Source organism: Janthinobacterium sp. BJB301 (assembly GCF_002735685.1).
In the GTDB taxonomy this organism is placed as follows: Bacteria; Pseudomonadota; Gammaproteobacteria; order Burkholderiales; family Burkholderiaceae_D; genus Janthinobacterium; species Janthinobacterium lividum.
This window is the reverse complement of the sequence record NZ_PDZJ01000006.1, coordinates 38,731-59,553: the sequence shown is the minus strand read 5'-3', so window position 1 is coordinate 59,553 and position 20,823 is coordinate 38,731. Positions and strand designations below refer to the sequence as shown.

At 62.2% G+C, this 20,823-nt stretch carries 18 protein-coding genes and 1 other RNA gene; 18 read left to right on the top strand and 1 reads right to left on the bottom strand.

Annotation, left to right across the window (positions count from 1 at the left end; genetic code table 11):
• The first annotated feature begins 1 nt into the window (after position 1).
• From CSQ91_RS25725 to CSQ91_RS25695, 7 genes are all read left to right on the top strand, one after another.
• Positions 2-550, top strand: coding sequence for a chalcone isomerase family protein (locus tag CSQ91_RS25725; RefSeq protein ID WP_099390005.1), 549 nt, complete (start codon positions 2-4; stop codon positions 548-550).
• The gene (locus tag CSQ91_RS25720) at positions 547-1,827 is read left to right on the top strand and encodes an MFS transporter (protein WP_092612953.1); all 1,281 of its coding nucleotides are present in this window, start codon (positions 547-549) and stop codon (positions 1,825-1,827) included. The genes CSQ91_RS25725 and CSQ91_RS25720 overlap by 4 nt, the downstream gene beginning before the upstream one ends.
• Entirely contained in the window at positions 1,824-2,375 is a 552-nt protein-coding gene (locus CSQ91_RS25715; protein ID WP_099390081.1) for a DUF3833 domain-containing protein, read from the top strand. The genes CSQ91_RS25720 and CSQ91_RS25715 overlap by 4 nt, the downstream gene beginning before the upstream one ends.
• On the top strand, positions 2,372-3,139 hold the full coding sequence (locus CSQ91_RS25710; RefSeq protein ID WP_099390004.1) for an SDR family NAD(P)-dependent oxidoreductase: 768 nt from the start codon (positions 2,372-2,374) through the stop codon (positions 3,137-3,139). The genes CSQ91_RS25715 and CSQ91_RS25710 overlap by 4 nt, the downstream gene beginning before the upstream one ends.
• Positions 3,136-3,591 carry a nuclear transport factor 2 family protein gene (locus CSQ91_RS25705; protein WP_099390003.1) on the top strand — a complete coding sequence of 152 codons (456 nt, stop codon included), beginning with the start codon at positions 3,136-3,138 and terminating at the stop codon, positions 3,589-3,591. Before CSQ91_RS25710 ends, CSQ91_RS25705 begins: the two co-directional genes overlap by 4 nt.
• Before the next feature lie 976 nt (positions 3,592-4,567).
• Entirely contained in the window at positions 4,568-5,632 is a 1,065-nt protein-coding gene (locus CSQ91_RS25700; protein ID WP_070278150.1) for a porin, read from the top strand.
• A gap of 152 nt (positions 5,633-5,784) precedes the next feature.
• Complete coding sequence (locus tag CSQ91_RS25695; RefSeq protein WP_180278519.1) at positions 5,785-6,357, top strand: hypothetical protein; 573 nt, start codon at positions 5,785-5,787, stop codon at positions 6,355-6,357.
• 73 nt (positions 6,358-6,430) lie between these two features.
• On the opposite strand, the gene CSQ91_RS25690 is transcribed toward CSQ91_RS25695, so the two are convergent.
• Positions 6,431-8,134 (bottom strand): thiamine pyrophosphate-binding protein, encoded by a 1,704-nt coding sequence (locus tag CSQ91_RS25690; RefSeq protein ID WP_099390002.1) that lies wholly within the window; start codon positions 8,132-8,134, stop codon positions 6,431-6,433.
• Positions 8,135-8,369: 235 nt separating this feature from the next.
• Here CSQ91_RS25690 and rnpB point away from each other — a divergent pair.
• The 11 genes from rnpB to murG all read left to right on the top strand — a co-directional run bounded on the left by rnpB (position 8,370) and on the right by murG (position 20,819).
• Positions 8,370-8,709: RNase P RNA component class A (gene rnpB / locus CSQ91_RS25685), an RNA gene on the top strand.
• A gap of 661 nt (positions 8,710-9,370) precedes the next feature.
• Positions 9,371-9,799, top strand: a complete 429-nt coding sequence (gene mraZ / locus CSQ91_RS25680; protein WP_034748899.1) for a division/cell wall cluster transcriptional repressor MraZ — start codon at positions 9,371-9,373, stop codon at positions 9,797-9,799.
• A gap of 9 nt (positions 9,800-9,808) precedes the next feature.
• Positions 9,809-10,780 carry a 16S rRNA (cytosine(1402)-N(4))-methyltransferase RsmH gene (gene rsmH, locus CSQ91_RS25675; RefSeq protein WP_070258850.1) on the top strand — a complete coding sequence of 324 codons (972 nt, stop codon included), beginning with the start codon at positions 9,809-9,811 and terminating at the stop codon, positions 10,778-10,780.
• Complete coding sequence (gene ftsL / locus CSQ91_RS25670; RefSeq protein ID WP_034748894.1) at positions 10,777-11,046, top strand: cell division protein FtsL; 270 nt, start codon at positions 10,777-10,779, stop codon at positions 11,044-11,046. Before rsmH ends, ftsL begins: the two co-directional genes overlap by 4 nt.
• Positions 11,046-12,824: a peptidoglycan D,D-transpeptidase FtsI family protein gene (locus tag CSQ91_RS25665; RefSeq protein ID WP_034748891.1), complete on the top strand. Its 1,779-nt coding sequence runs from the start codon at positions 11,046-11,048 to the stop codon at positions 12,822-12,824. The genes ftsL and CSQ91_RS25665 overlap by 1 nt, the downstream gene beginning before the upstream one ends.
• A gap of 8 nt (positions 12,825-12,832) precedes the next feature.
• Entirely contained in the window at positions 12,833-14,341 is a 1,509-nt protein-coding gene (locus CSQ91_RS25660) for a UDP-N-acetylmuramoyl-L-alanyl-D-glutamate--2,6-diaminopimelate ligase (protein WP_099390001.1), read from the top strand.
• Between the two features lie 11 nt (positions 14,342-14,352).
• The gene (locus tag CSQ91_RS25655) at positions 14,353-15,783 is read left to right on the top strand and encodes a UDP-N-acetylmuramoyl-tripeptide--D-alanyl-D-alanine ligase (RefSeq protein WP_099390080.1); all 1,431 of its coding nucleotides are present in this window, start codon (positions 14,353-14,355) and stop codon (positions 15,781-15,783) included.
• 2 nt (positions 15,784-15,785) lie between these two features.
• Positions 15,786-16,961: a phospho-N-acetylmuramoyl-pentapeptide-transferase gene (mraY, locus tag CSQ91_RS25650; protein ID WP_034784967.1), complete on the top strand. Its 1,176-nt coding sequence runs from the start codon at positions 15,786-15,788 to the stop codon at positions 16,959-16,961.
• Positions 16,961-18,517, top strand: coding sequence for a UDP-N-acetylmuramoyl-L-alanine--D-glutamate ligase (murD, locus tag CSQ91_RS25645; protein WP_099390000.1), 1,557 nt, complete (start codon positions 16,961-16,963; stop codon positions 18,515-18,517). Before mraY ends, murD begins: the two co-directional genes overlap by 1 nt.
• Positions 18,517-19,728 (top strand): putative lipid II flippase FtsW, encoded by a 1,212-nt coding sequence (gene ftsW / locus CSQ91_RS25640; RefSeq protein WP_034784970.1) that lies wholly within the window; start codon positions 18,517-18,519, stop codon positions 19,726-19,728. Before murD ends, ftsW begins: the two co-directional genes overlap by 1 nt.
• Positions 19,725-20,819, top strand: coding sequence for an undecaprenyldiphospho-muramoylpentapeptide beta-N-acetylglucosaminyltransferase (gene murG, locus CSQ91_RS25635; protein ID WP_099389999.1), 1,095 nt, complete (start codon positions 19,725-19,727; stop codon positions 20,817-20,819). Before ftsW ends, murG begins: the two co-directional genes overlap by 4 nt.
• Positions 20,820-20,823: the final 4 nt, after the last annotated feature.

Sequence of the window (20,823 nt, the reverse complement as noted above, 5' to 3'; positions counted from 1 at the left end):
CATGCGCCGCCTGCTTGCCACTGTTGTGCTGTCATTGACCATGTTGGGCGCCGCTGCCGCGCCGCCAGCCTTTATCGTTGCCGACGTACCCGAGGCCCGCCTGGCGGGCGAGGGCGAATACACGTGGTTCGGCATGCGTATTTACCGCGCGCAACTTTGGGTGGGACCGCAAGGCTACCAGGGTACGGCATCCGAATCGGCGCCGTTTGTACTGGAACTGCGCTACGCGCGCGCGCTCGACGGCAAGAAAATCGCCGAAGCCAGCTACGAACAGATGCAGAAAATCGGCGCGGGTACGCCGGAGCAGCGCCTGGCCTGGCTGGCCACCATGCAGCGCATCTTTCCTGACGTCAAGGAAGACCAGCGCATCGCGGGCGCCTATCGGGCGGGCATCGCGCCCGGTGTGCGTTTTTATCTCGATGGCAAGGTGCTGGCCGACGTGACGGATGGCGACTTCGCGCGCGCCTTCTTTGCCATCTGGCTCTCGCCGTCGACCACGGCACCGAAGCTGCGCGCGGCCTTGCTGCAGAGTGCGGCGCCGCTGCCATGAACGCCGGGGCCAGCGCCTTGACCTTGCCTGCCTTGTTCAGTTATGGCCTGTTCGGCCTGCCGCTGGCCATGCTGGCGCTGCCCATCTATATATATGTGGCGCCGTTTTATGCGCAGCGCAGCAGTCTTGACCTGGCGCAAATCGGTGCCGTGCTGCTGGCGGCACGCATCGCCGCCGCCTTCATCGATCCTGCCCTCGGTGTCTGGATGGCACGTGGCGGGCGCAGCTATGCAATATATGTTGGCGCCTCGCTGCCCTTGCTGCTGCTGGGCTTTGCTGCCCTGTTCCATCCGCCGGCCATGCGGGAAGCTGCCACCCTGGCTTGGTTTCTGGCCGCCTTGCTGCTCGTGTATGCCGCCTATGGCCTGGCCGGCATCGCGCACCAGAGCTGGGGCGCGGCCCTGAGCCAGCTGCGCGCGCAGCGGGCGCGGGTGACGGCCGTGCGCGAAGGCTGCGGCTTGCTCGGCGTGATCCTGGCAGCGGGGCTCACTTCCGTGCTCGGCTATGACGGCTTGTCGCTGGCCTTCGCCGTCTGCCTGCTGGCGGCGGGTGCGCTGCTGCTGGCGCGCGCGCCGCGTCCGGTGTTGCGCCAAGGCCCGCAGGCGCTGCCCGCTGGCGCCTGGCGCCTGCCGTTTCGCCAGCGCGCCTTTCGCTGGCTGTTTGCCGTCTTGCTCGTCAATGGCGTGGCGGCCGCCATTCCCGCCACCCTGTTCCTGTTCTTTGCCACTGACTACTTGCGCCTGGGCCATTACGCAGGGCCGTTCCTGATCGTCTACTTTTGCGCGGCGGCCGCCTCGATGCCCGTGTGGGTGGCCCTGGCGCGACGCTTTGGCGAAGCCCGTGCCTGGTGTGGTGCCATGCTGCTGGCCGCAACCGTGTTTGTCTGGGCGTATGGCCTGGGCGCGGGCGCCGCCTGGGGCTTTGCCGCCATCTGTCTGCTGTCGGGCCTGGCGCTGGGCGCCGACCTGGCCTTGCCGCCGGCCCTGCTGGCAGGGCTGATCGGCGCGGCCGGCCATGCCGGGCGGCACGAAGCGGCGTATTTCGGCTGGTGGAACTGGGGCGTCCAGATGAGCCTGGCGTTGGCGGCCGGTATCGCCTTGCCCCTGCTGGCCTGGCTCGGCTATGTGCCGGGCAGCAGCAAAGGCTTGCCGGCCTTGGCTGCCGCCTACGCCTTGCTTCCCTGCGCCTTGAAACTGCTGGCGGCGTTACTGTTGTGGCGTGCACCCTTGCAACATATATATAGTGACCACCTGGAGAATCGCGCATGCGCTTCATGAGTTATTGCAAACACCGTTTGCCGCTGGCGGTCCTGATGCTGGCGCTGGCCGCCTGCTCCACGCCGCCCACGCCGGCCACGTATGCGCAGGAATTGCCCATACTGGATCTGCAACAGTATTTCAATGGCACGCTCGATGCCCACGGCATCTTCCAGGACCGCTCCGGCAAGGTGGTCAAGCGCTTCACCGTGGTGATGCGGGCCAGCTGGGTGGGCGAGACGGGCACCCTGGATGAAGACTTCACGTATTCGGACGGCAGCCGCCAACGGCGCGTGTGGACCTTGCGCAAGACGGCGCCCGGGCGCTTCATCGGCACGGCGCCCGACGTGATCGGGGAAGCCATCGGCGAAGTGGCCGGCAATGCGCTGCGCTGGCAATACGTGATGGCGTTGCCCGTCGATGGCACGGTCTACCACGTCGACTTCGAGGACTGGATGTTCCTGATGGATGACAAGGTCATGCTGAATCGCGCCGCCATGAGCAAGTTCGGCTTCAGCCTGGGCGCCGTCACTTTATCGTTCAGCAAGCGTCCGCAGGCGGCCCCATGAATCGCAAGGTTACCAGCTGGGCCGGCAAGCGCGTATGGATCATCGGCGCTTCCAGCGGCATCGGTGCCGCGTGCGCCACCTTGTTGCTGGAGCAGGGCGCCAGCGTGGCCTTGTCAGCCCGCCATCGCGCCAGCCTTGAGCGGCTGTGCGAGGGACAGGCGCTGGCGCAGGCATTGCCGCTCGATATCACCCAGCACGCGCAGCTGCGGGCCGTCTTCGTAGAATTGCAGCAGCAGTGGACGCATATCGACCTGATACTGGTGGTCGCCGGCGGCTATCAGGCTATGCGCGCCGATAGCTTCGACCTCGAGGCGGCCCAGGGCTTGCTGGCCCTGAATGTGGGCGGCGTCTTCAATTGCCTGGAGCAGGCCTTGCCGTGGCTATTGCGCCAGGGCAGTGGCGGCATCGGCATCGTCGCTTCGGTGGCCGGTTATGGCGGCTTGCCCAAGGCGCTCGCGTACGGCGCCAGCAAGGCGGCGCTGATTAACCTGACGGAGTCGCTGTACCTGGACCTGCATCCGCGCGGCATCGGCGTGTACCAGATCAATCCCGGCTTTGTCGCCACGCCCTTGACGGCGGACAACGATTTCACCATGCCGGCCCTGATGACGGCGCGTGACGCGGCCGCCGCCATGCTCGACGGCATCGAACGGGGCCAGTTCCACATCCACTTTCCCAAGCGCTTTACCAATGTCATGCGCCTGGCGCGGCTGTTGCCCTACCGCGCCTATTTTTGGCTGATCCGGAAGGTGACGGGTGTATGAACACAAGCATGCTGGACACGGAATGCATGGAAGAGGCGCTGGCGCGCCTGGTGGCGTTTTACGAACACCTGAGCCTGGAAGGCCTGGCCCAGCTGGGCGCCGTGTATGCGCCAGGCGCCCATTTCAAGGACCCGTTCAATGAGGTGGTGGGGCATGCCGCCATCCTGGCCATCTTTGAGCACATGTTCGTGCAAGTCGATGCGCCACGGTTTATCGTGCTGGAAAGCCTGGGGCAGGGGCAGCAAGCGTTCCTGACGTGGGAGTTTCGCTTTCGCATGAAACGCCTGGTATCTGGCGAACAATGTATTCGTGGCGCCACACATGTGCGTTTCGATGCGCAGGGACGGGTGGTATTGCACCGCGATTATTGGGATGCGGCGGAAGAATTGTATGAAAAACTGCCGGTGCTGGGCCCTTTCATGCGCATGCTCCGCCGCGCAAGCCAGCGTTAAGGCTGATTTTTGATGCTTATAAGCAAAAAATGCGAAAAAGAAAAAGTAAATTGTGTGGAATGGGGGAAGCGAAAACTTGATTTCGGTCAATGTGTCGTTTTTTAAACACAAATATGTCGAAATATTGAGAAGGCAACATTGTAAGAATTTGTTTCAACTGATGCGCAATTTGCAAGCAAGAGTCGTCCTCATCGGTTCTAGGCGGGTGGCTGAAGAGTTAGCCGCAAAACATGGAAAACATTTCTATGTGAGCAATTTAAATTACCGGAAAGTCAGTAATTGTGTTGATACTCTGCCTATTTTCCTGACACGCGCGCCGACGTCAAAAATGGCGTCTACGCCCCTGAATAATGCGGCAACGCACCAAAACAGAGCGTGATATTTCCCGTTTTTGGGCATCCGGCAGCAAACATTGGCGATGCCGTGTATGCTTCGTTCCGTTTATCCATTATCGCCTGACAAATTGTGCGCTTTGTCGCGTAAGTCATGAAGGGTAAATGATGGGTAAAGCATGTTGATGTTTTAATCACGCGCCTGATACTGTTGCACTAATACAACGGGTGTCGACAAGGCATGCGCTATGATGGAATGGTCAATCAGGCCAATGCATTGGTTGGCAAGGGGCACTGGCTCTGTCGCGTAGTACGGTTGGCGATGGCCGGGATGCCTGAAAAAGCACTCGGCCTGGTACCGGAAGTAACATGTTGGAACTTGATGGAATGTGAAACGGTCGTTATAGTGCCGCTTCCGGTGCCCTTTGAGCACCGAACCGGCGCATGAAAATACGGTCGCTCTGCAGCCTTCAAGCTTATCGGTGCAATAGCGTGCCGATACCGATGTGAATTGTTCCCCTGACCGGAACAGCAATGTGGCAGGTGGAGACCTTGCCCTCACTCATAAAAAGCGCTCTGTTAGAGCGCAGCTCGAGATGCATAGGCTGTATTACTTTTTGCTTCAAAAATTAAAGGAAATCGCAATGAAAAAAACTCTGATCACCCTGGCAGTTCTGGCAGCAGCCACTGGCGTAGCCCAAGCTCAATCGAGCGTTGTTATCTACGGTACCGTTGACGCTGGTTTCGTCAGCGAGCGCGGCGGTGTTAACGGCAACGTTAACAAACTGGACAGCGGCATTGCTTCGGCTTCCCGTATCGGCTTCAAAGGCACCGAAGATCTGGGCAGCGGCCTGTCGGCTCTGTTCGTTCTGGAATCGGGCTTCGGCGTTGACAACGGTCAACAAGACGTTGCAGGTACCTTGTTCAATCGTCAAGCTTACGTTGGTCTGAGCAGCAAAACGACCGGTACCTTGACCCTGGGTCGTCAATACACCCCTTGGTACAACACCCTGTCGAAAGTTGCTGATCCATTCGCAGCTGGCTACGCTGGTTCCGCTAAAAACTTGTTCCCAGCGAACACCCGCACCAGCAACACCGTGCTGTACACCTCGCCAAACTTCAACGGCTTTGACGCTGACGTGGCTTACACCTTCGGCGAAAACGCTGAGTCGAACAAAATCGGCCGCAAAATCGGCGCGTCGGCTGGCTACTCGAACGGTCCTTTGAACGCTCGTATCGCTTACAACAACACCGCTAACGACACCGCGCTGACCGAAACCGGTAGCGGCCGTAACTACCTGGCTGCTGTTAACTACGATTTCGCAGTTGCAAAAGCTTACGTCGCTTACGGCGTGAACAAAGGCCAAAACAGCGCCATCCGCAACAACGGCAACGTTAACGCGTTTAACTACACTTCGGCTGGCTTCAGCACCGACAGCAACAACATCCTGGTCGGCGCAACCGTACCTGTTGGCCCAGCTGGCACCGTAATGGCTTCGTTCATCCGCACGAACGACAAAGGCATCGCTAACGCTGACGCTGATCAATGGGCACTGGGTTACTCCTACGCTCTGTCGAAGCGCACGAGCACCTACGCTTCGTACGCCAAGATCAAGAACAAAAACGGCGCAGGCTACACCGTTGGTAACAACAGCAATGTTGGTACGGGCGACAAAGCCTTCAACGTTGGCGTTCGTCACTCGTTCTAATATTCGCGAAAGCGAAGCTTAGTACCGCTGCCAGCATCCCTTCGGGGATGCTGATAAGCAAGGAAACGCGCTGTCTGGCTTCGGCCTGGCAGCGCGTTTTTGCATGTGCGGCGCCAGTTATAATGACGCCGTTACTCAAGTAAAGGAATGCCATGTATTCATTCACCTCGCCGCGCCTGGCCGCCTTGCTGGCCGCGCTGCTGCTTGCTGGCGCCACGGGCGCCGCTGTCGCTGCCGTCAAGGGCAAGAAGCCGGCCGGACTGGAGCGCTACGGCGTGGCCGTCTACTCCGACCTGTGCCTGCAAAAGGATAGCGGCGAAATCGGCGGCCAGCGCGTGACGCTGCACCGCTTTGCCGAAGCCGATTCCGTCATCTATGAATTCACTGCCGGCGCCCTGAGCTGGCCCATCGTGGCCAACGACGTCAACCTGGACGCCGCCACGGGCGCCTTCGATTTCACCATCGCCGGCGCCGACAGCGAAGAGCGCACCATCGTCGGCAAGTTTTCCAAAGATGGCCAGACCCTGACCCTGGAAGGCGATTACTGCGGCGGCAACGTGCGCATGCCGATGAAACTGAGCCGCGTGCGCGATTTCGGCCGTCCCCTGAAGCATTGCACGCCATGCCCGCCGGTGCCGCAAGCGCCCGCCGAGGCAGTGCCCGCCGAGGCAGTGCCCGCCGAGGCAGTGCCTGCCGAGGAAAGCGCGCCCGTGCCCACAGCCTGAGCGATTGCTGCGGTTAAAAAGAAAAAGGCCCGGTATCGACCGGGCCTTTGTTATTTCTCGCCTTGCGGGAGGCTTATTTGGCGGCCTGCGCCTTTTCCGCCGTGGCGCGGATGGTGGCTAGCGTCGCGTTCGGCGTGATCAGGTTGCCGTCGTAGCGCAGTTCGATCAAGGCCGGCAAGTTGTTGGCCTTGGCGTGCGCCAGCGCCCGTTGCAGGGCAGGGGCGAACTCTTCTGTCGTATTCACCACTTCGCCATGCGCGCCATACGCTTGCGCCAACGCCGCAAAATCCGGATTGTGCAGGGTCGTGCCCGACACGCGGCCCGGGTAGTCGCGCTCCTGGTGCATGCGGATGGTGCCGAACATCTGGTTATTGAAGACGATGATGACCACGCCCGCCTGGTATTGCACGGCCGTGGCCAGCTCCTGGCCATTCATCATGTATTCGCCATCGCCGGCGAACGTGATCACGGTGCGCTCCGGGTGCACGATCTTCGCCGCCACGCCGGACGGCACGCCGTAGCCCATGGCGCCATTCGTTGGTGCCAGCTGGGTGCGCATGCCGCCGTAGCGATAGAAGCGGTGCGCCCACGAGGCGTAATTGCCGGCGCCGTTCGTCAGGATGGTGTCAGCGGGGGCCTGCGCCATGATTTCTTGCGTGACTTGCCACAGGTCCAGCGGCGCCTGGCCATCCTGGAAGATGGGCGGGCGCTCCTGGTAGGCGGCCAGCTCAGCCTTGGCTTCTGCTGGCGTATGCTGCCAGGCGGATGCATCGACGGGCGCCATGGCGGCCAGCATGGCGCAGACTTGCGGCATGCCGCTGTTGATCATCAGCTCGGCCTGGTAAACGCTGCCCAGTTCCTCGGCATCCGTATGGATGTGCACCAGGCGTTGGCGCGGCACGGGCGAGTCGAACAGGGTGTAACCGCCTGTCGTCATTTCGCCCAGGCGCGGGCCGATGGCGATGACCAGGTCGGCGTTTTTCACGCGCGCGGCCAGTTTCGGGTTGATGCCGATGCCGACGTCGCCGATGTAGTTCGGGTGGGCATTGTCGAGCAAGTCCTGGAAACGGAAGGCGCAGGCGACGGGCAGGTGGTTGGCTTCAGCGAACTGCTGCAGGTCGGCGCACGCTTGTGGCGTCCAGGTGGTGCCGCCCAGCAAGACCAGCGGCTGTTTCGCGGTCGCCAGCATGCCGCGCAACTGCTGCAGCTGGGCGTCCGATGGCGCCGCCTGCACGGGCTGGTAGGCGCGCGTGTCGGCCACCGTGGCCAGCGCAATGAGCATGTCTTCCGGCAGGGCCAGCACGACGGGGCCGGGACGCCCGCTGGTGGCGACCTGGAAGGCGCGCGCCAGGTATTCGGGAATGCGCTCGGCGCGGTCGATCTGCGCCACCCACTTGGCCATCTGGCCGTACATGCGGCGGTAGTCGATTTCCTGGAATGCTTCGCGGTCGATGAAATCATTGCCCACCTGGCCGATGAACAGGATCATCGGCGTGGAATCCTGGTAGGCCGTGTGCACGCCGATCGAGGCGTTGGTGGCGCCCGGTCCCCGCGTGACGAAGCAGATGCCCGGCTTGCCCGTCAGCTTGCCGTAGGCTTCGGCCATGAAGGCGGCGCCGCCTTCCTGGCGGTTGATGATGAAGCGGATGCCCGAATCGTGCAGGGCGTCAAGCACGTCGAGGTAGCTTTCGCCAGGCACGCCAAAGGCGGTGTCGACACCGTGGATCTGCAGGGCATCGACCAGGATCTGGCCGCCGGTACGGGGTTGTTGCGTCATGTTCGGCTCTTTATATTCTAGTGGGTGGCAAAGAAATGGGGCAAGCGGTGCGCATGCGCCTGCATGCAAGCAGCTTGCCTCATTCTATGTGAGCCGATTTGGCCCGGCTTTTGAAATGGCGACACCGAATTACACAATCCCCCGGGCCGGGACCCGACGAGGGGCCCGGCGAGCGGTGTCGCGCGTGCACAGGCCTTTTTGCAGAAACATGCTGCGGCGCGGTACAATGGCGGGTGAAGCAGGCCAGACAGTCGCTGGCCGGCGCAGCAATGCGCTGGCGGGAGGAAGGTCCGGACTCCATAGAGCGGGGTGACGGTTAACGGCCGTCCGTCGAAAGCCGCAAGGTATAAGGCGAGGAATAGGGCCACAGAGACGAGCGTATTAAGTTACGGTGAAACGCGGTAACCTCCACCTGGTGCAATTTCAAATAGGCACGCGATGATGCTGCTCGCGGAGCGTGCGGGTAGAAAGCTTGAGCGCCCGAGTAATCTGGCGCCTAGAGGAATGACTGTCATAGCGCCAACCTGCAAGGGAAGGCGCCGTAACAAAATCCGGCCTACCGGCCTGCTTCACTTGAATTCCTGTTTCCTGGCTTGCCAGGGAGCGTATCGCCCGCAGCGTTTTTCATGCTGTGCGCCGTCCAAAAAGCCCCCGCAACGGGGCTTTTTTTGTTTCTAAAAATACAGCATCCACGATAAAGTTGTATAGACAACTAAAAATGAACAATTGGTTAAAGTTTCCTAGTTACAATTAATTGCTGCGTTGCAAAAATAGTTTTCCTGCGACAGGCCAAGCCCGGAAAACAGGGGCGATACGCGCCAAGGATGATTTTCTTTTGCTCTAAACCAAGTCTTTTCCGATGCTTGATTGCTGTTGTGTCCGGATGACGAAACTATTGTCATGTGTCAACTAACTGTAAAAAATTCAATTTTTTGATTTCGTTTTTTTCGATGTTTACGGTAGGAAAACACATGTGTGCAGATGAGGTAGCACATTCACTATCTTTCATAAGTATCTAATTTATCGATATATTTTTATTTCAGACTCCTTCAACGATATGCGCTAAGTCCTTAATTTCATTAATAAAATTCCTGTTTTGCCAATCGGAAACCGCTTGACCACTATCTTTGCTTCCTCTAAAGTGGGCAACTGTGTGAAAAAGTGTGTTTTTGTGGGAAATTTTCCCTTTTCATCGCGATGCGCAAGCGTCGCAACCCAAGCTCAAAAAGGTCTTCCGTGTTTCAAGGCGCGTCCGCAATCAATCTCGATGCCAAAGGCAGGATGTCTATCCCTGCCAAGCACCGTGACGCGCTGGCGATTCAATGCGAAGGCCGCTTGACACTCACCAAACACCCCGATGGCTGCCTGCTGTTTTTTCCCCGTCCCGTGTGGGAAAGCCACCGCCAGCAAATCGCCGCCTGGCCCATGTCGGCGCGCGCCTGGCAGCGCATCTTCCTCGGCAACGCCGTCGACGTCGAGCTGGACTCGGCCGGCCGCGTGCTGATCTCGCCCGAATTGCGCAACGCCGTCGGACTGGCGCGCGAAGTCATGATGATCGGCATGGGCAGCCACTTTGAAATATGGGATGCCGCCAAGTTGGCCGACAAAGAACAGCAGGCGATCGATGCCGGCACCCCCGATGTACTTTCCAATTTTTCTTTCTAAGGCTCCGTAATGACACAACTCACGGTGCCGGAATTTCAGCATCGCACGGTGCTGCTCGATGAAGCGGTCGATGCGCTCGACTTGTCGGGCGACCGCGCGCACGGCATTTATGTCGATGGCACGTTTGGCCGCGGCGGCCATAGCCGATTGATCTTGTCGCGCCTGGCGCCCGACGCGCGCCTGATCGGCTTCGACAAGGATTTGCAAGCCATCGCCACGGCCGAACAGATCGGCGACCCCCGCTTTGAAATCGTCCACGACAGTTTTGCCACCATGACGGCCAGCCTGGCCGAACGCGGCGTGCAGCAGGTCGATGGCATCCTGCTTGACCTGGGCATCTCGTCGCCGCAAGTCGACGACGCGGCGCGCGGTTTCAGCTTCCGCAACGACGGACCGCTGGACATGCGCATGGATACCACGCGCGGCATCTCCGCGGCCGAATGGCTGGCGGTGGAAACCGAGCAGAATTTAGAGAAAGTGATACGCGATTATGGGGAAGAACGGTTTGCTTTTCAGATTGCAAAGGCGATTGTTGCTGGCCGGGCAGTCCAGCCAATTTCAAGCACACGACAGCTTGCCGGCATCGTGGCAGGCGCCGTCAAGACCCGCGAGAAGGGTAAGGACCCCGCTACCCGCACCTTTCAGGCCATACGCATTTTCATTAACAAAGAGCTCGAGGATCTCGAGATCGGTCTGAGCCAGGCGTATGCCTGCCTGGCACCCGGCGCGCGCATGGCCGTGATCAGTTTTCACTCGCTGGAAGACCGCATGGTCAAGCGCTTCTTCGCCTCGAAGGCGAACGTGGAGCAGCCTGACCGCCGCCTGCCGATCCGCGCGGTCGACTTGCCGCAGCCGGAAATGAAGCTGATTTCGAAGATGAAGCCGTCCGATGCCGAGATCGAGGGCAATCCGCGCTCGCGTTCGGCCGTGATGCGCGTGGCGCAGCGTTTGCCCATTCCAGTTCGTGGCGGCGCCCGATGACTGGCAAGCTGTGTGTCGTGCTGTCGGCCCTGCTGGTGTGCTGCGGCCTGTCGCTGGTGAATGCGCAGTATCAGTCGCGCCACTTGCTGATCGACCTGGAGCGCGCGCAAGCGCTGTCGCGCCAGCTCGACATCGACTGGGCGCAACTGCAGCTGGACCAGTCCACTTTGGGCAAGCATGAACGCATCGAATCGATCGCGCGGCGCGACCTGAGCATGACGCCGCTGACGGCGGCGCGTACGCAATACCTGACGGAGGGCGAATAATGAAGTTGGGCGGTAATAGCAACGGCCGGGTGGCGGCATCGAAAGGCGTGCCATTCTCGAAGAACCCCGTACTGGCGGTGCGTCTGCCCGTCTGGCGTTCGCGCGTCGTGCTGTTCCTGCTGTTCTTCGCTTTCGCCGGCCTGGGCGCGCGCGCCCTGTGGCTGCAGGGCGTATCGACGCAGTTTCTGCAAAAGCAGGGCAAGGCGCGCTATGAGCGCACCCTGGAATTGCCGGCCACGCGCGGCAAGATCACCGACCGCAATGGCCAGGTGCTCGCCTCGTCCGTCCCCGTGAAAGCCATCTGGGCCATTCCCGACGACGTGCTGCAGGCATCGCCCGAAAAAATCAATGCGCTGGCCGGCCTGCTGGAAATGAATGTCAACGAATTGCGCAAGAAACTCGATTCGGACCGCAGCTTCGTTTACCTGAAACGCCAGGTCGAGATGGACGTGGCCGACAAGATTTCCAAGCTGGGCATCGACGGCATCGACGAGCGCAAGGAATACAAGCGCTTCTATCCACAGGGCGAAGTGATGACCCACGTGGTGGGCTTTACCAACGTGGAAGACGTGGGCCAGGAAAGCATGGAACTGGCGCAGCAGAAAACCCTCGTCGGCACCACCGGCAGCCGCCGCGTGATCAAGGACCGCCTGGGCCACATCGTCGAAGACATCGGCTTCATCCACGAACCGCATGACGGCAAGGACCTGACCCTGTCCGTCGACAGTAAAATCCAGTACATCGCCTTCACGCAGCTGAAGGAAGCTGTGGAGAAATTCAACGCCAAGGCTGGCGGCGCCGTGGTGCTCGACGTGCACACGGGCGAAGTGCTGGCCCTGGCCAATTACCCGAGCTACGACCCGAACGACCGCCGCAAGCTGACGGGCCAGCAGCTGCGCAACCGCGTCATGACCGATACTTTTGAGCCCGGTTCGACCCTGAAGCCGATCACGGTGTCACTGGCGCTCGACACGGGCCGCGTCAAGCCGGGCACCCTGATCGACACGGGTCCGGGCCGCTATACCATCGCCGACCGCACGATCACCGACACCAAGCCGCACGGCGTGATCAATGTCTCGGAAATCATCGAGATGTCGTCGAACATCGGCACCTCGAAAATCGCACTGGGCATGCCGTCGCAGGAAATGTGGGAAATGTTTACCAAGGTGGGCTTCGGCCAGCAGCCGAAATGGGGTTTCCCTGGCGCCGTGGCCGGCCGCGTGCGTCCGTATAAATCGTGGCGCCCGGTGGAGCAGGCCACCATGAGCTACGGTAACGGCATTTCCGTGTCGCTGATCCAGCTGGCGCGCTCTTATATGATGTTCGCGCGTGATGGCGACACGATTCCCCTGTCATTCCAGAAGGTCAATGAACTGCCCGTGGGCCAGCAAGTGATCAAGCCGAAGACGGCCGCCGAAATGCGCGCCATGCTGGAACTCGTGGTCTCCGGCGCGCACGGCTCGGCCAAGCGCGCCCAGGTTGCCGGCTACCGCGTGGGCGGCAAGACGGGTACCGCCTATAAAGTGGAAAACGGCCGCTACGCGATGCCGCGCAAATATATCGGCTCGTTCGTGGGCATGGTGCCGATGTCGGCGCCGCGCTTCATCATTGCCGTGATGATCGATGAACCGACTGGCCCCGCCCACTATGGCGGCCAGGTTGCCGCTCCCGCTTTCGCGGCGATTGCGACCAACGCGCTGCGCGCGATGAACGTACCGCCCGATTCCTCCGTTACCGAAATCGTGGTCCCGGCCAATGCCGGCCCGGAGGCCATGTGAAGTCACTCATGACCATACAAGATATCAGTTTGTGGATCAAAGCGGCTGCCCCGTCCGGGCAGCTGACGTCCGATTCGCGCCGCGTGCAGCGCGGCGACGTGTTTTTCGCCTACGCGGGCGCCACCCATTTCATCGACGCCGCCATCGAGCAGGGCGCCGCCGCCATCGTGCATGATGCCGTCGAGTGGAACGCCGCATGGGCCGTGCCGCACCTGCTGGTCAGCGACCTGAAACGCCTGGCCGGTCCCGTGGCGCATGCTTTCTACGATATGCCCGACAGCGCCATGTTCAGCGCCGGCGTGACGGGCACGAATGGCAAGACATCTTGCGCGCTGTGGCTGGCGCAAGCCCTGGCGCGCCTGGGCGAAACTTCGTCAGTCATCGGCACCTTGGGCGTGGGCTTGTGCAAGCCGCGCGGCGCCATCGAATTCGACGTCACCGGCTACACCACGCCGGACGCCGTGCTGCTGGCGCGCAAACTGGCCGCCATGCGCGACGCTGGCGCCAAGGCCGTTGCCATCGAAGTGTCGTCGATCGGTCTGGACCAGGACCGCGCGGCCGGCATGCATTTTGATGTCGCCATGTTTACCAATCTGACGCGCGACCACCTCGACTACCATGGCGACATGGCGGCCTACGAGGCGGCCAAGGTCAAACTGTTCGACTGGCCTGGCCTGAAAACGGCCGTCATCAATCTGGACGACGCCATGGGCTTGCGCCTGGCGCGCCACGTGGACGGCAAGCTGGCCGGTGAATACCCGGTCATCGGCTACACCTTGCAGGATGCGGCCAGCTTGCCCGATCTGCCTGGCGTGCTGATGCTGCGCGCCAGCCAGTTCCGCAGCCGCCATGCCGGCACCGACTTCCACCTGGAATGTCCGCTGGGCGTGGCGCTGGTCAAGACGCAGCTGGTAGGTCACTTCAATATCAGCAACGCGCTGGCCGTGCTGGGTGCCTTGCTGGCGCACGGCACCGGCCTGCGCGCCGCCATCGACGGCATCGAATCCCTGCAGCCGGCCCCCGGCCGCATGCAGCAGGTGGGCGGCCAGGAAGCGCCGATGGTCGTCATCGATTACGCGCATACGCCGGACGCGCTGGAAAAGACCCTGGCTGCCTTGCGCCAGGTGGCGCAGGAGCGGGGCGGCCAGTTGTGGTGCGTGTTCGGTTGCGGCGGCGACCGCGATCCGGGCAAGCGTCCGCAGATGGGCGCCATCGCGCAGCTGGCCGATCACGTGCTGGTCACCAGCGACAATCCGCGCAGCGAAGATCCGCACGCCATCATCGCGCAGATCGTCGCCGGCATGCGTGCCGACGGTCCGCAGCCGCAAGCCATCGAAGACCGTGCCGGCGCCATTTTGTCGGCCATCAAGCACGCGGCCAAGCCGGACGTGATCCTGTTGGCGGGCAAGGGGCATGAGCCATACCAGGAAATCAAGGGCAAGAAACTGCCGTTCTCCGATGCCGACCATGCGCAGCTGGCCTTGTCCGCGCGCCTGACGATGATGAGGACGAACTGATGGATAGCCTGATGCACGCAAGCCTGCTCGAACTGATGCCGTCGCTGGACGGCGCGCAGCTGACGGGTGACGCATCCTTTGATGGCGTCTCCACCGACAGCCGCAGCGCCCAGGCCGGCTCGCTCTTCGTTGCCCTGCGCGGCGAGAGTTTTGATGCCCACGATTTCCTCGACCAGGTGGCTGCGCGCGGCGTCGCCGCCGTGGTGGTCGAGCGCCTGCCCGAAGGCTGGGACAGCGCCAAGGTACCCGCCATCGTGGTGGCCGATACCTTGGTTGCGCTGGGCCGCATCGCCAACCATTGGCGCGGTCGCTTCAATTTACCCGTCATCGGCGTCACCGGCAGCAATGGCAAGACCACTGTCAAGGAAATGATTGCGGCCATCCTGGCGGCGGCCTTTGGCGAAGAAGGCCGTTTGGCCACGCGCGGCAACCTGAATAATGAAATCGGCGTGCCATTGACGCTGTTCCGCCTGAGCGCCGCGCACAAGGCGGCAGTCATCGAGATGGGCATGAACCATCCGGGAGAAATCGCCCGCCTGGCCGCGATTGCCGCGCCTACCCTGGCGATGGTCAACAACGCGCAGCGCGAGCACCAGGAATTCATGCATACGGTGGAAGCGGTGGCGCGCGAGAACGGCGCCGCGCTGGCGGCCCTGGCGCATGACGGCGTGGCCGTCTTCCCGCATGATGATGAATTCACGCCCGTGTGGCGCGAATTGGCCGGCGCGCGCGCCGTCATCACCTTCGGCCTGTCGAAAGAGGCGGACGTGAGTTGCACGCACCGCGCGGCCGAGGATTTTGGCAGCGACCTGTTCGTCAGCGTGCGGGCACAGGATGGCAGCTTGCGTCAGTTTTTTGTCGGCTTGCAGGCGGCGGGCGAACACAATGTGCGCAATGCGCTGGCGGCCGTGGCATGCGCGATTGGCGCCGGCATCGCGCCAGAACATATCAAGCAGGGCCTGGAGGCGTTTTCTCCCGTGACTGGCCGGCTGCAGAAAAAACGGGCCGCCAATGGCGCCACCATCATCGACGACACGTATAACGCCAATCCGGATTCGGCGCGCGCGGCCATCGATGTGCTGGCGCAGGCCGCGGCACCGCGCATCCTGGTGCTGGGCGAGATGGGCGAAGTCGGCACGCAGGGGCAGCAGTTCCACGAAGAGATCGGCGCCTACGCCGCCGCCAAAGGCATCGAACACGTGCTGGCGACGGGCGGACTGGCGCGCCATCTGGTGAATCCGGCGCAGGAAGCCGCGAGCCAGGAATCAGGCACGGTCGTGGAGTATTTCGAACAGTTCGACGGTTTGCTGGCGGCGCTCGATGCGCATTTGTCCGGCCGTTCGGATGCAACAGTATTGATCAAGGGCTCCCGTTTCATGAAGATGGAGCGGGCCGTGCAGCATTTGATTGGTTCAAACAACAATAACAAGGAAGCTCACTAATCATGCTGCTCTGGCTCGCTCATTATTTCCAGGACGACATTGGCCCACTGCGGGTCTTTAACTTCATCACGTTCCGCGCCGTCTTCGCCACCCTGACGGCGATTTTGATCGGCCTGTGCGCCGGTCCCGCCGTGATCCGCATGCTTACGCGCATGAAGGTCGGCCAGGCCGTGCGTACGGACGGCCCGCAAACGCACCTGAAAAAACACGGCACCCCCACCATGGGCGGCGTGCTGATCCTCATCGCCATCGGCATTTCCACCTTGCTGTGGGCGGACCTGTCGAACCGCTTCATCTGGCCCGTGCTGATCGTCACCTTGGGCTTTGGCGCAGTCGGCTGGGCCGACGACTACCGCAAGGTGGTACACCAGGATCCGGAAGGCATGCGCTCGCGCGAGAAATACTTCTGGCAGTCGCTGATCGGCATCGCCGCCGCGTTTTACCTGGCGTTTTCCGTCTCCATCTCCGAGCCCAATGCTGGCCAGGTATGGAATCTGATCTACGCCTGGGTGCAATCGGGCTTCGCCATGGACTTGCCGCCGAAGGCCGACCTGATCGTCCCGTTCTTCAAGACCATCAGCTATCCGCTGGGCGTATGGGGCTTTATCGCGCTGACCTATTGCGTCATCGTCGGCACCAGCAACGCCGTCAATTTCACCGATGGCCTTGACGGCCTGGCCATCATGCCGACCGTGATGGTGGGCACGGCCCTGGGCCTGTTCGCCTACCTGACGGGTAACGCCACGTATGCGCGCTACCTGTTCATCCCGCACATCCCGGGCGCCGGCGAACTGGTGATCTTCTGCGGCGCGCTGGCCGGTTCCGGCCTGGCCTTCCTCTGGTATAACACGCACCCCGCGAAAGTGTTCATGGGCGACGTGGGCGCGCTGGCACTGGGCGGCGCACTGGGCACCATCGCCGTCATCGTGCGCCAGGAAATCGTCCTGTTCATCATGGGCGGCATCTTCGTCGTCGAAACGCTGTCCGTGATCATCCAGGTCGTCTGGTTCAAGTACACCAAGAAGCGCTATGGCGCGGGCCGCCGCGTCTTCCTGATGGCGCCGTTGCATCACCATTTTGAACAAAAAGGCTGGAAGGAGACGCAGGTTGTCGTGCGTTTCTGGATCATCACCATGATGCTGGTGCTGCTCGGCCTGACCACCTTGAAGCTGCGCTGATGATGTACGACGCTAAAACCGCACTGGTACTGGGCCTCGGCGAGTCGGGGCTGGCCATGGCCCTGTGGCTGGCCCGCAGCGGTGCCTGCGTGCGCGTGGCCGATACGCGCCAGGCGCCCGAGCGCCTGGCAGCGTTGCAGGCCGCCGTGCCGCAGGCGCAGTTCATCGCCGGCGCCTTCACGGCCGAATTGCTCGATGGCGTCGATTTCGTCGCCGTCAGCCCTGGCCTGGCGCCGGGCCGCGAACTGGCGCAGATTGCGCCTGCCGCACTTGAGAAAAATATCCCCGTGTGGGGCGAGATCGAACTGTTCGCGCAGGCCCTGGCCGCGCTCAAGGCGGAACGCGGCTATGCGCCGAAAGTCATCGCCATCACGGGCACGAATGGCAAGACGACCGTCACCAGCCTGGTAGGCTTGCTGTGCGAACGCGCGGGCCTGGCCACGCGCGTGGCTGGCAATATCAGTCCCGCTGCGCTGGACGTGCTGCGCGAAGTGCTCGATGCGGAGCCTGCGCCGCAGCCTGTGGATGCGGAAGCTGAAGTGGCGGAACCCGTCGCCAGCACCTTGCCGCAGGCGTGGATCCTGGAATTGTCCAGCTTCCAGCTGCACACGACGTTCAGCCTGCAAGCCGACGCGGCCACGGTCCTGAATCTGTCGCAGGATCACCTGGACTGGCATGGCGACATGGCTGCCTATGCTGCCGACAAGGCGCGCATCTTCGGCGAGCAGACCGTGCGCATATTGAACCGCGACGATGCGGCCGTGATGCACATGGCCGACCCGCTGACCGAAACGATCACCTTCGGCACGGGCGAACCCGTGGAAGTGGACAGCTTTGGCCTGGTGAATGAACGGGGCATCTTCTGGCTGGCGCAAGCCGTGCCCAGCGAAGAAGTGATCGAGAAAAAACGCAGGAAGAACGATCCGGCGCCGGAACCGGTGCCGACGATGGCCAAGAAACTGATGCCGGCCGACGCGCTGAAAATCCGCGGCCAGCACAATGCCTCGAATGCGCTGGCGGCGCTGGCCCTGTGCCGCGCCATCGGCTTGCCGTTCGCGCCGCTGCTGCATGGCCTGCGCGAATACCAGGGCGAGCCGCACCGCGTGGAACTGATCACGGCCGTCAATGAAGTCGAGTACTACGACGACAGCAAGGGCACGAATGTGGGCGCGACGGTAGCCGCCTTGTTCGGCCTGGGCAAGGCGTTCGGCGGCGCGGAGCAGCGCCTGGTGCTGATCGCCGGCGGCGACGGCAAGGGGCAGGATTTCTCGCCGCTGGCCGAACCCGTGTCGCGCTATGTGCGCGCCGTGGTGCTGATCGGCCGCGATGCGCCGGCCTTGCGCGCGGCCCTCGAGCCGGCCGGCGTGGACATCATCGACTGCGCCACCTTGCCCGAAGCCGTCAAGCGCGCCAGCGGCCTGGCGCTGGCCGGCGATGCCGTGCTGCTGTCGCCTGCGTGCGCCAGCCTGGACATGTTCAAGAACTATGCGCACCGCGCGCAGGTGTTTGTCGGCGCCGTGCGCGACATCGCCCTGGAAAACGGACAGGATATCTGATGGCCTTCCAACTGCCCTTCAGCTTTGGTTCCGGCTCGGCTGCCAAGCCGCTGGATAGCCGCGCGCGGCAGTCGAAGATGATGGACTATGACAAGCCGCTGGTGTGGGTCGTCCTGCTGCTCATGTTGCTGGGCATGGTGATGGTGTATTCGGCGTCGATCTCGCTGTCGGATGCGCGCAAGTTCGCCGCCTACACGAACAATTATTTTGTCGTGCGCCAGGCGCTGTTCATCGGTATTTCGATCGTCGTTGGCGCGCTGGTATTTCGCATCCCCGTCGCCACCTGGCAAAAGATGGCGCCGTGGCTGTTCATCGGCACTCTGGTGCTGCTGGTGATGGTCTTGATACCGGGCCTGGGCGTGTCGGTCAATGGCGGCCGCCGCTGGCTGAACCTGCCGGGCCTGCGGCCGCAGCCGTCCGAGCTGATGAAGGTGGTGATGGTGCTGTACGCGGCCGATTACACGGTGCGCAAACAGGAGTACATGCACAAGCTGACCAAGGGCTTCATGCCGATGGCGCTGGCTGTCAGCTTCGTCGGCTTGCTGCTGCTGATGGAGCCCGATCTCGGCGCCTTCGGCGTGATCGTCTGCATCGCCATGGGCATCCTGTTTTTGGGCGGCGTGAACGCCATCTGGTTCGGCGGCATCGGCGCCATGCTGACGGCGATCTTCGTCACCATCATCGCCTTGTCGAAATTCCGCCGCGAGCGGTTTTTTGCGTATCTCGATCCGTGGCAGGAAGACAATGCGCTGAACAAGGCTTACCAGCTGACGCACTCGCTGATCGCCTTCGGACGCGGTGAACTGTTTGGCGTGGGACTGGGCGGCAGCGTGGAAAAACTGCATTATCTGCCCGAAGCGCATACGGACTTTTTGCTGGCCGTGATCGGCGAGGAGCTGGGCCTGGTGGGCGTGCTGATCGTGATCGGGATGTTCTATTGGATTATCAAGCGGGCATTTGACATCGGCCGCCAGGCGATCGCCATCGACCAGACCTTTGCCGGCCTGACGGCGAAAGGCATCGCCATCTGGATCGGCGTGCAGACCTTCATCAACATGGGCGTGAACCTGGGCCTGCTGCCGACCAAGGGCCTGACCTTGCCCTTGATGAGTTATGGCGGCACGGGCGTACTGATTAACTGTATCGGCCTGGCGATTTTGCTGCGCATCGATTATGAAAACCGGATCCTGATGCGGGGAGGCCGGCTATGAACAGCGTGACGAACTTGAAAACGACGAAAAGACTGATGATCATGGCGGCCGGCACCGGCGGCCATATTTTCCCTGGCCTGGCGATTGCGCAGACCATGCGCGCGCGTGGCTGGGAAGTGAGCTGGCTGGGCACGACCCACGGCATGGAGCAGGAACTGGTGCCGAAAAGCGGCATTCCCATGGATGCCATCGCGTTCTCCGGCATGCGCGGCAAGGGCCTGGCACACACGGTCAAAGGCGGCTTCAAGATGCTGGCCAGCTTTTTTGCCATCCGGCGTTTCATCGCCAGCCGCAAGCCGGACGTGGTGATGGGCATGGGCGGCTACGTCACCGTGCCGGGCGGCCTGATGGCGCGCCTGAAGGGCGTGCCGCTGGTGCTGGTCAATGCCGACGCGGCGCTGCTGCTGTCGAACAAGACCCTGGTGCCGCTGGCGCAGCAGGTGTGCTTCGGCTTTCCCGCCGATTTCGGCAGCGCCGCCGGCAAGGCCGTCGTCACCGGCAATCCCGTGCGCGCCGAGATCCTCGCCATGGCGCCGCCAGCCACGCGTTTCGCGGGCCGCAGCGGACCGTTGCGCATCCTGGTGGTAGGCGGCAGCCTGGGCGCGAAAGCGCTGAACGACAATCTGCCCGCCGCGCTGGCGCTGATGCCGGAGGGCGAACGCCCGCTGGTGACGCACCAGTCGGGCAAGAAGAATATCGACGCCCTGCATGCCGCATATGCGCAGGCGGGCGTGCAAGCCAATGTGGTCGACTTCATCGACGACATGGCCAGGGCGTATACCGAGGCCGACCTGGTGATTTGCCGTGCGGGCGCCATCACCCTGTCGGAATTGACGGCGGCCGGCGTGGCCAGCGTGCTCGTGCCGCTGGTGGCGTCGACCACCAGCCATCAGCGCGACAACGCGCAATGGATGGCAAAACAAGGCGCGGCGATTCATCTGCCGCAGATGGAAATGAGTGCGGCGTCGCTGAGCACCCTGCTGGCATCGCTGAGCCGCGATACTTGCCAGCATATGGCGCAAGCGGCACTGGCAGCAGGCAAGCGCGACGCCAATGAGGCGATCGCACACGTATTGGAAAAACTGGCATGAGGTT